The following is a 15,516-nucleotide window of genomic DNA, read 5'->3' as shown; positions in this document are numbered from 1 at the left end:
TCTATGCTTCAGGTATCTGAGTTTGTCTGACTGCCAAAATGAAAAAAGTTCCTTTCCATATCTACATTATTTCTACATTAACACTACTGATGGTAGTAACAGCAATTATTGTAGGCAATCAACTCCAAAGCAAACTCAGCGCGATGAGTAAAACCTACATTGATGAGGTCGCTTACTTACAAAGCGAAGTCATGCACCGTACCTATCAACAAATTGATATTAATATAAGAGATATTGTTTACCTGCTTGAAAATCAACGAAAGTACGATGGGGCGCCTTCACGTCTAGATGATTTGACACTTAATACCCGATCCATCATTAAGCGAGCATTTCAGTCAAACGCGACATTTCTGTCTTTAACACTGATGAAAGATGACGAATCATTACTTCGTGTTGAATATGATCACGACGCACATCAACTTATAGAAGTAGAGCCAAAAGCAATTAACTTAAATGTAAAGTCGGTTCATGATTCTTTGCATCAGAGTTATGGAAGAGCCGCCGAGGGCGATGAAGGGTTTTATTTTGAGCCAAACTTTAGAATAGCACCGCCGTATAAAATGGTTATCCAGTTATCGACAAATCGATTTTTTGACTCTATTCGAGATTTTTTAGAAGACAAGCAAGACGTCGGTTTTTACTTAGTCGATAAATACAACGGTAACAATATCTCTTCATTTCAAGCTAATGGGATTATGAATGATGAGCAAATATTCTCACTCATCCAAGAGCGTCCGGCTAAAGTTACCTATAACGATTTGCAGTATAGAATAATCTATTACGAGAAAGGAATGTCGCAGTTTCTGATGTTTACTGCGGTCCCAGACAGAGTGATCTCAAAACAATTCTCCCCTATCGTGAATGAACTAGGCACTCAATTGTTGCTGAGTTTTTTAATGATGCTGATGAGTATGTATATTCTTTCTCGGTTTTCAACGGTTAAGATTAATCAAATCACTGACATCGCCAATAAAATAGCGCGCTTTGATTTCTCAGCTAAGCAGTACCCTAAGTCCCACATTTCAGAAACCAGCCAGCTAAGCGAATCCATAGAACAGCTAGAGTCCACTATCCAGCAACTGCTATCGTTGATCGTTAATGTTGCCTCAGCAAACTCGCTTAATCCGTTATATACAACACTGCACGAGGCCGTTGTGCCTGCGTATGGAAGCAGTGTTTCCCTGTTCTATGTGAATGAAGAGCAATGTATCGATGCCGACACGATGCAGGAGCGAGTGCTAGAAGAAATTGTTAACTACCCTGTCAAAACATCTAACTCGGATAGCACAACGACTTATAGGTACGATCTCACTGACGAAAGTGGGCATACCATTGGGGTGCTGTTTATACGATCCCACAAAAACCAACTCTTTAGTAACGAACTCCAAGCTTTCATCGAGCAATTGTCCAATCTAGCAGCAATATCGCTCAGCAAATACCAATTGCTCAAACAGCAAAAAAACTTATTGGCTTCATTTACTAAAACCATAGCTTCAGCAATCGATGCCAAGTCTCCTCATACGGGTGGACACTGCCAACGTGTTCCTGAGCTCACAATGGCGATGGTAGAAGCGGCACAGACCGACAACGATTTATGGAAAAATTTCAATCTAACCGAGGAAGAGCTGGAAGAGATCTATTTAGCTGCTTGGTTGCACGACTGTGGCAAGCTCACCACGCAAGATCACGTGATTGATAAATCCACTAAGCTGGATATGTTTAGCAATCGTATTCACGAAATTAGAACCCGATTTGAAGTGTTAAAGCGAGATGTAGAAATCAAAGCGCTCGCTAGTCATGTAGATAGTAAAACGCTAGAAATGGTTAAGCAGCAGTGCCAACCAGAACACGATACATTGACTCAAGAGTTCGAATTTGTTGCCAAGCTCAATTTAGGCGAGGCCTTTGTATCAGAACACGATCTCGCTGCCCTCCAACGAATATCAAACCGGACTTACGTAAGAACATTAGATGCAAGTATTGGCTTGTCGTGGGAAGAAAGACAACGTTCCACGCCAAAAGACAGCTTGGTTGGAATACACGAGAATGTAATTGCTGATAAGCACAACCACATTATCGACCGAGATTTGTCACACCAAGATGACCAACGCTTCACACTTAAAGCACCCAAACACAAGTACAATTTTGGCGAGGTTTACAACCTGTCGATAACCCGTGGCACGCTAACACCAGAAGAACGCTTCTTGATCAACGACCACATCATCCAAACCATCAAATTACTTGAAGAGTTGCCCTACCCTAATTACCTCGCGAGTATTCCACTAATTGCTGGTGGGCATCATGAGAAAATGTCTGGCGATGGATACCCGCTGTCCATTGAGGCAGAACACCTACCAGTTAGCGCAAGAATGCTGGCCATTGCCGATATTTTTGAGGCGCTCACCGCAAAAGATAGACCGTACAAGACACCAAAAACATTATCACAAGCACTGTCTATACTAGCCAAAATGGCCAAAGACAGACACATCGATGCGGATCTACTGACACTGTTTATCAGTCAGGAAATCTATATGGCGTATGCATTGAAACATTTAAATCCTGAGCAAATAGACTCGGTAGATCACCAGAGTCTATTTGCAGTATATCAAGGTTAATGAACTGAAGCGTTTTCGGTATTCCCGAAGCTCGATTGTGAATAGATTTGGGCTAAGGACTTGGGCCCTTTTGCTGCCCCACCTTTGGTCGATTGATGTTTAATTGCTTGCTCGTGTTCGGCGGCAGATTTAAGAAATGCAGGATCTTGCATGGCTTTTTTGCGCGCCTGATTTACTCGTTCAATCACGTCATTTAGCATTGTTCACCTCCACACTATTGCTGTCTATACATACAGTTATAGTGTGGCGAAAAACGTTTGTCAAACAATTTACTGTTTTTTCATACAGTAGTTTTACATGCAGTACTTGTATTTAAACACTGTACCATCATCAGAACTTATAAAGTGCTATACTTTTCAGTAACTTGCTGAACTATGTATTCACCAATTGGCATTGCTGACGTGGCCGCGGGAGATGGCGCGTTGCAGACGTGTAGACTCCGACGAGACGCTTCAAACAAAAAGTCATGCACTAAAGTTCCATCGGATTTAACCGCTTGAGCACGTATTCCCGCTGGGTACGTCGATAGTTTTGAAGGAGTAATTTGATTGCAATATTTTTGAACCAGTTTGGTGTACTCACTCTTAAACAGCGAATTTTTAAACTCTGTCGCACCCTGCATCCAATGTTTGCTCGCGACCTTCCAAAAGCCAGGAAAGCGCAGTAATTCGGCGGTATCCTGAACGCTAAAATTGCAGCGGCCATACCCTTCTCGCTTCCAACCTTGTACAGCATTTGGGCCTACTGTCACCGTGCCATCCACCATCGGGGTGATATGGACACCAAGAAAAGGAAGCTCTGGATCAGGAATGGGGTAAACGAGATGATTGAATGTAAGCGATGGATCGTCGAGACGATAGTATTCGCCGCGGTATGGCACAATTTGAAAGTCTTTTCCTAGTCCCAGCATTTTAGCCAAACGATCCGCCATTAACCCCCCGCAGCAGATGACGTAACTTGCCTCGATTGACTGTGTATTGGTGTCCAGGGTGATACTGTCCTGTGACTCGTGCATAGCGGTTACAGGAGATTGATAGAGGATACTACCACCCAACTGTTCAAACTCATCGGCCATTGACTGACACAGCGCAACGTAATCAACGATGCCGGTGTCTTTAACAAACAATGCGCCAATGCCATTGACGTTAGGCTCTCGTGCGAGTAATTGCTGTTTGTCGAGAAGCTCCACCTTAATCCCTAATTCGGCGGCGCGCTCTTCAAGGGCAAGCATCCTTTCGAGTTCTAGTGCATTGGTTGCAACCAATAGCTTACCAATTTGTTTATAAGGCAGTTTTTTTTGCTGACAAAATGCGACGGTTTTCAATAATCCTTGCTTGCAAAACTTCGCCTTTAAGCTCCCCGGTTGATAGTAAATACCCGCGTGAATAACACCGCTATTATGGCCCGTTTGATGTTGGGCTAATTGGGTTTCTTTCTCTAGTAATGCAATGCGTTTATTTGGGTACGCTTGTTGAAGCTGCCACGCCGTGGATACCCCAACAATTCCGCCACCTACAATCACAAAATCAAATTGTTTGTCCATTGAACCTTCCCTGTTCTAGCTCACTGCTCATTCTCAGCGTTAACGATATAACGATTTTGTCGATTGTCTAACTATGAGGTCAATCGGAGGTAACCGTTCGTCAAGGCGATCACCCGAAAGATGATTCAGTATTGTGTTGGCGCAAAGCTCGCCTAACTCTTCGACCGGTTGCCTTAACGTAGTCAGTGCCGGAGTGAAGTACTGGGACGTAGGCAAGTCATCAAACCCAATCACAGACACATCTTCAGGCACTCGAATATCTCGGTCATGCAAAGCCTTGATCGCGCCGTAGGCAGTAAGATCGTTTGCCGCAAAGATAGCGGAAAAGTGAATGTTGCTGTCAATCAGTTTTAGTGTTTGCTCATACCCCTGCTCGCAACTAAAGTCCCCCTCTTTGACCAGTTTTGGATTGATTTCAATATCGGCCTCAGACAACGCACGCTTATAACCTTGATAGCGAGCCCCCGAGTCTGGTTGGCTGTGCAAGCCCTTTATATGCGCAATGTTAACATGGCCTTGCTGCATCAAGTGAAGCGTCGCCATATAGCCACCTAGCTCGTTATCGAGCTGCAATGAGTGCACATTAGGTGCTTCAATGTCATAACCTAATGTGACCATAGGTATCGATTGAGCCATGCGCACGATTTTTTGTTTTTCGAGGTTTCCGGTGACCACAATGATCCCGTCAACGTTGCTCCTAAGCAGATAATCGAGTGCGTGCTCTTCCAAAGAACTTCGCCAGTGACCTGAGGCGATTACCAACGAATACCCTTGCGCGATCAGTGTTTTTTCCATGTCATTGAGAATACGACTGGTGAATGGACTATCGGGATGTTGAACAAGCACACCAATGGTCATTGAGCGTCGTGCAGTATTCACCTGCATTTGGTATTTGGGTTTGTATCCACTATCGATAATGGCTTGTTCAATTTTTTGCGCCTTGTCATCGGAGACAAAACTGGAGCGATTTAAGAAACGAGAAACAGTGCTAACGGAGACACCCGCTAATTTTGCAACATCATAAACACTTGCTGAAGTTTTTGTTCGGGCCATAGTATTTTCAAGGTCGGAGTCATAGGTATTACTATATGACTGTTAAGCGTTATTGCTAAGTACAATGCGGCAAAACTGTGTATAAAAACATAGTTTTGTTTCCAATTAGTGGACGTTGTACTGTTCACAATTCATTTGTGATCACCAAGAAAAAAGTCAGCCTCGATAGGGCTGACTTTTTGGTCATTTTAAAGACGATTCTCCCTAGTATAGGTACGAGAAAATCATTCCCGGTCTAAAGTAACGGCCTGCGGTGTACTTTAATCCGGTGCTTAACAACCAAGGGTGAAGTTTGGTTATTGAGGCAGCGTCAATGTCTTTGTTAACCAGCTCAAAGAACTCAGAGCGATCTTTAGTGATCGATGGGTGCACTCGGCCATCGCTTAGTAAGCAGCCACTGGTTTTTAGTGCAGTAAGCCATTCACAAGCTTTGGGTAAGGCCAAATCGAACTGAGCCGCCAAGTCTTCTGCATTGACTGCAACTGAGCAGTTAAAGCCTTCTGGCGCTGCAAACGGAATTTTCGCCAATTCATACAGTGCGTCATACACCGTGTTCATCAACGCTTCGGCTTGCTCGGTTTTTCCTGCAAGGCGAAGTGCGGTAGCAACACTAAACTGAACACCAATCCAAACATCTTGTGCTTGGAACGCATCATGTGGCGCGCCATCGGCCAAAACCATGTTAGCAACACCCAGTTTTGGACTGTTTGCTTCGTAGTTACGCGCCAAAATATAGTCAAGGCTGCGTTCGATGCGAGATGCATCAAAAATGCCTTCTAAGCCAATCAGCTTCAAATAACTGTCGGCAAGCAACGCATCACCAAAGCTATTGTCTGAATCAGCGACCAACTGATCAAAAGCCTCCGTAAACGCCTGCGGCGCGATGTGTTTCAGCTGCTTTTTCTTCACTTGGCGTTGTTCTAACTTAGACAATGGACTGTCAGCGTCAACACTGTCGAGGTATTGGTTTAACGCCACCATGTCGCTAAGTGGGGAGCCTGTCATTGCTATACCCAAAGCTTCTAACGCTTGGTACTCAACGCCTGTTAGATGCTTTGCCTGAATCGGCGTGACAAAGAAGTGATAGTAACCTTGCTTTTCGTCCCATAGTCCCTGCTCGAGTGTCACTAAAGCAGCGTCAGACTGTGCTCGCCAATCCGCAGACAACTCAAAATGCCCAAGCATTGAAGCCATTTCTGACGCCGCCTTCAATCCTGCTACCCACAAACTGCCACAGTAAATAGACACGCCATGTGATGACAAATTATCAAAGGTATCATCGGTGCCGCGAGTGAGAGGTAACGTATCCCCCTCTTCGATTAGGTTACCGAGGTAATCCAAGCTTGCACCAATCGCTTCCCAGCAGGCTTTCACGATCTCTATATCACCGCTACGCTGATAGTGACGATACACCATCAAAATGTATTTCGGCGCGAGATCCTTCCACTCTTTCACATTGTGCCATGTATACGCATCTGGCTGAATGTCAAAAGGGCTACCCAAGTCATGAATAACGGCACCCGTGATTGCGCGAACACCTTCGTATTTCGCGTCAACCAACTCCGCGTGTGGCTTATCTTCGTACTCCCAAAAACGACGTGTTGTATCGTCAGCGGCAAGTATTGCATTGGCAAACTCTTTCATCACCGAACCATCTAGCTCTGGCAATAAATAGAGCAATGAGAACGACCCGTAAAAGTATACGTCAAGGGAGTTAAAGAATGGGTAATCAACACACTCTTTCACCAAAAACTTGTCTTTTGCATCCCATACCGTTGACTCAGCTAAGAAAGACAATGTGTTCATCGCCATTGTCGCATGCTTAACCGCCGCACTGTCGCTCATGGACTGCTTAGCCTTTACTAGGTAGTCTGATTGCTGGTCAACAATGCGCTTTTCAATGCTCTCTAATTGCGGCAACCACTCGTTTAAAATGGTGTTTGCGGTGTTTTCATTTGAGTAAAACTGGGTATAAGCTTTCTCTGATTCCCAGCCGTTAAGCGATATTTTTTTATGGTCGTGAAGCTGCGCAAAACGCACGTCCACAGACTCGCCTGGTTTTAGTTCCACTTGCACAGTGACAAGACTGGCTAGCGCCTCGCGCTTGGTATAAATACCGTAGTCGAAATGATCGTTAGTGCGACCCGTTTCAAGCGCGGCTTTAACTACTTTATCGCGCTTGGTGGTGTAGACATTACGCTTTGTAGTCACCGTTACTTTGCCAGATTCAACCAGCGAGCGGTCGACCTGAACACCGTAAATGACTTCACCTTCGATGTCAGCTGCATACCCCGATTGGCTGCTTTGACTTACGCCATTAAACAGCTGATCATCATGGGTAAACTGGACATTTTCATGGTGTTGACTGATTGGATTTTGAGTAAGCGAACACGCGGAATCTTGAATGCCGTCACGGCCTTTTCGGTACGTCGAGCCAATAAGGTTGTTCAGTGGTTGAACCAAAGTAACGAGTTGCGTGTCACTGCCCTGGTTACTCAGGCTAAAGTGGTTCCAGTGCATTGGCAATGAGCACAGCACTTTGTCGTCTTTAACCACAGGAGACACCACTTTACGGCTGACCGCAATATCACCAAACGACTGATAGTCGAAATGCGCCATCGGGTACAGCGCTTTGTAGTCGATCTGTTCGCCGGGCACTGCATTGACTTCACCGCGAGTCGCTTCTCCAGCGGTCAGTGCCAAGCTTTGTGCTGACGTGTTAATCAATAAGCCATTAAAGAAATCTACCAGCACTAACAGCTGCGTCTCTAACGAGCGTTCGTCTGCTTCAATAGCGCTACGTGTCTTTGAATTGAGTTCGATGTTCCAACGTTGGAAATTGTCGCGGTTGTCCGCGTAAAACGACCCACTGATTGCAGCTTGCTTAATGCTCTCTAACGCCGTCGAAGCCTCGGTGAGATCCAACGTTTTGCCATTGAATAACGCTGGGTAAAACTTTAAAAAAATGCTGACTTCATCCATCTTTCCAAGCGCAATATTATCTAAAGATAACGGCGCCATCACTGAGCAGTAAAAATCGTTAAAGTGAATGTCTTCTTCACTGCAATCAATGAAAATGCCTGGAATAGAGCTAAAATTCGGCGTTTGACCCTGAGGGGTCAGAGTAAAGGTACTGCCAATGCCACCGATAGCCATTCCAGTATTTGCCGGAGTTGTCGAGATTGGCGTGTACCAAGGTTGAATAAACTCAACGGCATCGCCTTTGCGACACAATTGTGCTGCACTGCCGTGGTAAGTTGTGTAGGGAATACTGTTTATCATAATTATGCCTTAGATATTGCCTCGTGGAGAAGCAAAATGTGTGTCGGTAAAAGGCTCGTGCTGCTCAAAGAGCGACCACTGACACGTGCTTTGAAAACAAGGGGAGGACTCATCCTCCCCTATAGCGCTTAACCTAAGATCACATCAATTTGATGATCACCAGAGGTGAAAATTGGCGCTTTATTGCCATCGACAAGTTCACCATTCACGCGCATCTCTTTCACACCTTTGCTGACACCATCAGGATTGGTGACATGGATGTGGTAAGTTGCACCGCGGAACTGACGTCTCACTTTAAACTCTGGCCACTCACTTGGGATACAAGGATCAACCGTTAAACCATCTACTTCTGGACGAACGCCTAGAATCCATTGAGTACCAGCAACATACGTCCATGACGACGTACCCGACAACCAAGCATTACGGCCCAAACCAAATTGAGGATGCTCATCACCCAAAATGTTTTGTGGGTAACAGTAGGGTTCTGATTCGAACACGTCTAAGCTGTCGTTTTTCGACGCTGGGTTAATTTGACGATAGTACTCGTAAGCACGCTCACCATTGCCCATTTTCGCTTCAGCAATCATCACCCAAGGGTTTGAATGAAGGAAGATACCTCCATTTTCTTTCGCACCCGGTGGATAGGTCGATACGCCACCCAGTTTCGGATCAAAGCCATTGTAGCCTGGCGTTGATAGCTTAATACCGTTGGCTGTATTAAGACGAGTGTTTACTGAATCCAGCGCTTGTTGAGCACGCTCTGGTGTTGCAAAGCCAGAAATAACGGGCCAGCTTTGACCGTTAGTATAGATTTGGCCTTGCTCGTTAGTGTGAGAGCCAATTGGCGCACCGTTTTCATCGAAGTAGCGGACGTACCACTCACCATCCCAACCGCACTCATTGACGGTGGCTTTCATTTCGTCGTACTGGCCGCGAAGCTTCGCTGCCAACTCAACATCACCGCGTAAATCACACAGATCAAGCATGTCTAAAATAGCTTTACCGTACATGCTAGCGACCATCATTGACTCAGCGCCAGTTGGTAAGTTTACCGTATCGTTCCAGTCAGCAAAGCCAAGCAGTGGCAAGCCGTGTTTGCCTTTGTTGCCGTAAGTGAAGGCGATAGAACGTTGTAAGTGTTCCCAAACGGTCGCACTTTCTACTGGATTGCCTTGTTTATCTTTTTGGTAGAACGGAATGACTTTGTTTAAGAATTCTGCGTTGCCGGTTTCTTTAACATATTGAGTTACTGCGTAGACAATCCACAAGTGGTCGTCACCGTAGTAATCCGGACGATCTTCTTCTTCACGAGAGTCACCTGCGTTAGCTTCCATCGTTGATGGGAAGAACTGGTGCATCGCCGAGCCATTTTGATTTTGAACCGAAAGCAGACGCTCAATAAACTCGCGTGCTTCCTCTGGCATATGCGTAATCACGCCCAACGTGTCTTGTGAAGAGTCACGGAAGCCAATACCACGTGCGCCGTAGCCCAGCTGATACAGCGATAGGTAACGCGACCAGTTTTTAGTGGTATGACATTGACGTGGGTTATGCACGTTCAACATTGAGTTCATTGCAGGATCTGGGGTTTCTACTTCAACCGTGTTGAGGTAATCAGTCCAAAACTCACCAAGCTCGTTAAAAGCAGCATCAACCGTCGCATGGTCACGGTATTTTTCCAGCATTGGGATCGCCGCTTCCACCGTTTCAGCTTGCGACAGCTGCACAACGGTACGCTCTGTTTGATTGCTATTTAGCCAGCCAAGACGCAAGTTTAATGCGCCAATATTATCGCCACGCAAACACTCGGTGTTACCCAGTTCAGCCATTTCGATGGCTTCAGGTTTCGCCCAGCTGCCGTAGCCCATTTTACCCAAGAACTGCTGACGATCGCCGTCAAACGACGTTGCAACGCGATCAGCGGTCATGAGGTTTACTGAGAAGTCACGCTTCATGAACGCATACTGCTCTAAAATGGTATGACCTTGCGCTTGTTTGTGCGCTTTTAGAGTCATGGTTTGCGGAACCCAATCCGCGTTTAGTAGTTGCTTAAGGGCATCAAAGTGAGTGAACTCGTACACGGGGATCACATCTACGTGCAGGTTCTTATCTGAAATATTGGTGATCTTAATGTCTTGTAAAAGCACAGGATCGTTTTTAGGCACGAAAAATGTTGTCTCGCAGCGCACGCCATAGGCTTCTGCTACAATGGTGGTGTAAGACAAACCGGTGTGGTTTTCAAACTTATCCAAAGGCTTAAGTGTTGGCGTGTAAAACGGTGAAAAAATCTCTTCGTTGCCATTTTCATCACGCACTTTAAGGTACAGAGTAGACCCTTTAAAGTCTGAGTTTGGAAGCTGAGCGACGTATTTCGTAATACGATTAAGTGCTGGATCGCCCTTACAAAGCAATACTCCGCCGTTGCTGTCTACAATGCCACCAAAATCCAAAGTACCCACGTAGTTACACCATTTAATGGGTGTGACAGGTGTCGTTGCTACGTACTCTTTGTTGGTGTCGTCAAAATAACCAAATTTCATGTTAGTCCCTTACCTCCCCTTCTGGGAGGCGATAAAAGTCTAGGTAAGTACAGCACTCTTCGCTCACAACGTTCATACTCGGTGAACTAGAGTGCCCAGTAGTATGCAGATTAGTTTGCTAGTGAGTTTTCACTTAAGGCGTCAAACAAATGCAATGAATCAAGATCGAGATACAGCGTGACTTCATCTGCGGCAACTTCTGTCGCCTGAGTTTCAACCATCAGAGGTTGACCCGCGATTTCAGTCTTAAGCAAGATGCTTGCGCCTAGTAGTTCTTTGTCTTTGATCTTCACAGGGAGCGGGAATACACGGTCGTGATCGACCAATTCTGCACGCAAGTGGATGTCAGTTGGGCGAACACCGCAGTGCAGCGCAACATTTTTAGATGCGTGAGCTTTAAAGCGCTCTGGAAGTGGAATGCGCGTCTCGCCGATTTCGATAAAGAACTCACCATTCTCATCCACCATTTTTGCGTCCAACATGTTCATTGATGGGTTACCAATGAACTGAGCAACAAATTTGTTTGCAGGGCGTTGGAAAACGTCCGTTGGCGTACCAACCTGAGCCACGTAACCATCTTTGAGGATAACAATGCGATCCGCTAACGTCATCGCTTCGATCTGGTCGTGCGTTACGTAGATAGTGGTGGTTTTGAGTTCGCGGTGAAGCTGCTTAATCTCTTCACGCATGGTGCCACGAAGTTTTGCATCTAGGTTAGACAGGGGCTCATCAAACAAGAATACTTTTGGTGTACGAACCATTGCGCGGCCCATAGCCACACGTTGACGTTGACCACCAGACAGCTCTTTAGGTTTACGGTCTAGTAGTGGATCAAGTTCGAGCATTTTAGCTGCAGCGCGCACTTCACGGTCGATGTCAGGCTTTTTCATGCCTTTAAGCTTAAGTGCAAACGCGATGTTTTCGTGCACGGTCATGTGTGGGTACAGTGCGTAGCTTTGGAATACCATCGCCAAGTCACGGTCTTTTGCGTCAATCTTATTCATTAGCTTGCCGCCAACGTAGATTTCGCCCGAGGTGATGCTTTCTAGACCCGCAAGCATACGCAACGTGGTGGATTTACCGCAGCCCGATGGACCAAGGAATACCACGAACTCACCGTCTTCAACGGTAAAATCAAAGTGCTTTACAACTTCTACATCATCAAATGATTTTTTGATGTTCTTAAATTCAACTTTAGCCATTATTTATTCCCCGCAGCACGCTCAACTAGCATAGCTTGGTATGCCTTAGCGCTCTGTTTAAGTGTTCTTGTTTGTGTTGTGTAGTCGACGTGGACAATGCCAAATCGTTGCTCGTAACCAAAGGCCCATTCAAAATTGTCCATTAGGCTCCAAGCAAAATATCCGTCTATCTGCACGCCAGCTTCAATAGCGTCATGCGTGGCTTTTAGGTGGGTCTGAAAGTAGTTAACGCGTTGTGTGTCAGCAACTTCACCATCCGTTACAGAGTCGTCACCAGCGGCGCCATTTTCTGTAATGTAAATCGGAGGCAGGTTTTCATAACGCTGTTTCATCGCGACCAACAAATCGGTCAGACCTTGTGGGTAAACTTCCCAACCAATGTGCGTTTTTTCCACCTCATCCAGATCCACTTTCTCAACAACATTGTGTTCGTTTAAACGAACCACATTGCGCGAGTAATAGTTCACACCAAGATAATCGATAGGCGCGGAAATGATTGCCATGTCGCCCTCTAAAATCATTGGCATGTCGTGTGGGTAACGCTCTTTTACGATTGCTGGGTACTCACCTTTCAAAACTGGGTCGACAAACCAGTGGTAACTTTCGGCTTCAGACAGCTCTACTGCAAACTGATCTTTCTCACTCTCAGCGTACGCAGGCCATGCGTTTACCACTAGACCGTGCATCGAGTTAGGTGCGTTCTTACGCAGTATTTGCATCGCCAAACCATGCGCGAGCATAGTGTGGTGCGAAGCCAAAAAGCCTTCTTTGTTGCCTTTAATGCCAGGGGCATGGATGCCAAAGCGGTAACCTAAAAATGCCGATACCGCTGGCTCATTCAAGGTACTGTAGACATCAATTTCGTCACCAAAGTATTGGCTTACAATGTCCGCGTAATGTGCAAACTTGTAGGCGGTTTCACGATTTAGCCAGCCACCTTTGTCTTCAAGGTATTGTGGGAGATCCCAATGGTACAGTGTCACGTAAACCCTCATTCCAAGTGCGTGGCACTCATCAATGATGTTCTCGTAAAACTTAAGTCCTTCAGGGTTCACTTCGCCGTCGCGCGGCACAATGCGTGACCAGGCGATGGACAGTCGGTATGCATCGACGCCGAGCTCTGCAATCATTGCGACATCTTGCTTCCACAGATGATAGTGATCACACGCTACTGCCCCATTGTCACCGTTGTCGACTTTGCCCGGTACATTACAAAACGTGTCCCAGATAGAAGGCGTACGACCGCCCTCTTCTGCGCCACCTTCAATTTGGTATGACGACGTCGCCACACCAAAGACAAAGTCAGACTTCAGCATGCGTGAGTTGATAGGTAACTCATACTTTGCCATGAATTACCCCTTCACCGCGCCAGAGGTTAGACCGCTGATCATCTGCTTAGACGCAAATAGATAGGTCACAACTAGTGGCAAAATGGAGATAGTGGTACCGAGCATTACCGCGCCCCAAGGGGTGTTTGGAATACCTTGCACACTTCGTAGTGCCTGTGTAATTACGTAGTTCTCTGGTGTCGTTAATACAACAAGGGGTTGCATGAAGCTGTTCCAGAAGAATACGAACTGTACGATAGCCAGTGTCGCAAGTGCTGGTTTAAGCAGCGGCAGAACCACACTAAAGTAGGTTCTAAACTCGCCAGCACCGTCCAGTTTTGCCGCTTCTAGCAGCTCTTTAGGAATAGAGGCAACCACGTGCTGACGCATAAGGAAGATACCAAATGGTGTCGTTGTGAACGGTAGCCATACCGCCATGTGGTTATCCATCAGTCCCAAGAACTTCACAATCATAAAGTAAGGGATGAGGCTCAATACCGGTGGGATCATCATCGAACCCACGAGCATACCAAACAGGACGTTTTTGCCTTTGAATTTAAAGACCGCAAACGCATAGCCACCCATACTACAAAACAGCAATGAAATAGTGGTGCCTAAAAATGCAATGTAAATCGAGTTAAACATCGCTTGCCAAAACGGCATGATCTCTTGAAGTCTTGCATAGTTGATCATCAAGCTATCGCCAATGGCAAAGCTGATACCGGTGCTAAAGATTTCGCTACGATCACGAGTGGACAACAGTGCAGACCAGAAGAACGGGAACACCGTTACAAAGGCTGACACTATCAGTACGATGGCTAAAAGGACCATCAATACTTTGGTTGTGATTTCAATGGTTCTATCGCTAGGCTTCAATGCAGCCCAAGTCGATGACCCTGGTGCAACAGTTTGAGTAGACATATTAATTCCCTTGTAAGCCTTTTTTACCGAAGAATAAGAATTGGACGAGTGTACAGCAGGCAATCAGAGCAAATAGCAGCCAAGAAATTGCAGATGCAGTACCCATTTCTAGCCATTCCCAACCGACTTTATAAAGGTACATAGAGATGGTTAAACCAGCTTGTCCTGTACCACCTGTACCACGAGTCAATACAAAAGGTTCTTCAAACAGTTGCAAGTTACCAATGATGGTCATGGTGACGGCAAAGAAAATGAACGGACGAATCATCGGCAGTGAGATAGACCAGAAACGTCGGAACGCATTAGCACCATCCATACGGGCTGCTTCCAAGATTTCTTTAGGAATCGTCATAAGCCCAGTGGTGTAAAGAACAATGTTAAAGCCGGTGTATTTCCAGAAAACCACAATCGCAATAGACGGCTTGATCATTGTCGCGTCGTCTAACCAGCGAATTGGTTGAAATTCAAGTACCCACGCGAACGCCCAACCCAATAGCGGGTTTTCAGCAAGTGCGATCAACGTTTGGTTGATGATGCCTGAGCTTGGAGAGTACATGTTGAAGAAGATAAGCGACGCGGCAACGGTCGAGGTGATGTACGGCAAGAAGTAAGCCGAGGTCAACCAATGACGAAGTTTAGGCCCCATCGAAACAAGAATGTAAGCAACTGGAATCGCCACAAGGTGCTGTGCAATACCCGATGTCAGTGCTAACCAAATGGTGTTGCGAAGTGAACGCCACAACCACGGGTCGGTTAATGCAAGGTGATAGTTTTCTGTACCCACATAGTTCATGGCCCCTAAGCCTTCAACGGGGTTCCACTCGTGAAAGGATAGAAAGACAGAGAACAGTAACGGGAATATCCCGAAGATAGAGAAAATAACTAGGAAAGGTAACAGGAAACCATACGGTGTAAGCGCTTTCAAATTGAACCGAGAAAAAAAACTCTCTTGTTCATTGGTTTCACTCGCCTTGTCAGAAACGTGGCTCATGGTAACGACCTCTTAAATGCGGGAGGCGAAAATCGCCTCCC

The 15,516-nt window shown here is 45.9% G+C and carries 10 protein-coding genes; 1 reads left to right on the top strand and 9 read right to left on the bottom strand.

The genetic code is table 11. The features are described 5' to 3' along the window. The first annotated feature begins 38 nt into the window (after nt 1-38). A complete protein-coding gene (locus ST37_RS14920; RefSeq protein ID WP_084887755.1) occupies nt 39-2,615 on the top strand; it encodes an HD domain-containing phosphohydrolase in 2,577 nt (858 codons plus the stop codon). Here the strand turns inward: ST37_RS14920 and ST37_RS14915 are convergent. From ST37_RS14915 to ST37_RS14875, 9 genes are all read right to left on the bottom strand, one after another. Beyond that, nucleotides 2,612-2,815: a hypothetical protein gene (locus ST37_RS14915; protein ID WP_084887753.1), complete on the bottom strand. Its 204-nt coding sequence runs from the start codon at nt 2,813-2,815 to the stop codon at nt 2,612-2,614. The two genes, ST37_RS14920 and ST37_RS14915, sit on opposite strands and share 4 nt — an antisense overlap. A gap of 137 nt (nt 2,816-2,952) precedes the next feature. Beyond that, entirely contained in the window at nt 2,953-4,158 is a 1,206-nt protein-coding gene (gene lhgO / locus ST37_RS14910) for an L-2-hydroxyglutarate oxidase (protein WP_084887751.1), read from the bottom strand. A gap of 39 nt (nt 4,159-4,197) precedes the next feature. After that, entirely contained in the window at nt 4,198-5,211 is a 1,014-nt protein-coding gene (locus ST37_RS14905; RefSeq protein ID WP_084887750.1) for a substrate-binding domain-containing protein, read from the bottom strand. Between the two features lie 204 nt (nt 5,212-5,415). Then, nucleotides 5,416-8,493, bottom strand: coding sequence for a GH116 family glycosyl hydrolase (locus ST37_RS14900; protein ID WP_084887748.1), 3,078 nt, complete (start codon nt 8,491-8,493; stop codon nt 5,416-5,418). A 128-nt stretch (nt 8,494-8,621) separates the two neighbouring features. Continuing rightward, nucleotides 8,622-11,033: a glycosyl transferase gene (locus ST37_RS14895; RefSeq protein ID WP_084887746.1), complete on the bottom strand. Its 2,412-nt coding sequence runs from the start codon at nt 11,031-11,033 to the stop codon at nt 8,622-8,624. 110 nt (nt 11,034-11,143) lie between these two features. After that, entirely contained in the window at nt 11,144-12,235 is a 1,092-nt protein-coding gene (ugpC, locus tag ST37_RS14890) for a sn-glycerol-3-phosphate ABC transporter ATP-binding protein UgpC (protein ID WP_084887744.1), read from the bottom strand. Continuing rightward, nucleotides 12,235-13,584: a GH1 family beta-glucosidase gene (locus ST37_RS14885; protein WP_084887742.1), complete on the bottom strand. Its 1,350-nt coding sequence runs from the start codon at nt 13,582-13,584 to the stop codon at nt 12,235-12,237. Before ST37_RS14885 ends, ugpC begins: the two co-directional genes overlap by 1 nt. A 3-nt stretch (nt 13,585-13,587) precedes the next feature. After that, the gene (locus ST37_RS14880) at nt 13,588-14,484 is read right to left on the bottom strand and encodes a carbohydrate ABC transporter permease (RefSeq protein ID WP_084887740.1); all 897 of its coding nucleotides are present in this window, start codon (nt 14,482-14,484) and stop codon (nt 13,588-13,590) included. A 1-nt stretch (nt 14,485) separates the two neighbouring features. After that, the gene (locus ST37_RS14875; protein WP_084887738.1) at nt 14,486-15,475 is read right to left on the bottom strand and encodes a sugar ABC transporter permease; all 990 of its coding nucleotides are present in this window, start codon (nt 15,473-15,475) and stop codon (nt 14,486-14,488) included. Between the last annotated feature and the right edge of the window lie 41 nt (nt 15,476-15,516).

Source organism: Vibrio sp. qd031, from assembly GCF_002100145.1.
GTDB lineage: Bacteria > Pseudomonadota > Gammaproteobacteria > Enterobacterales > Vibrionaceae > Vibrio.
Note: the sequence above shows the minus strand (reverse complement) of the source record. Positions and strands in the feature narration are given on the sequence as shown.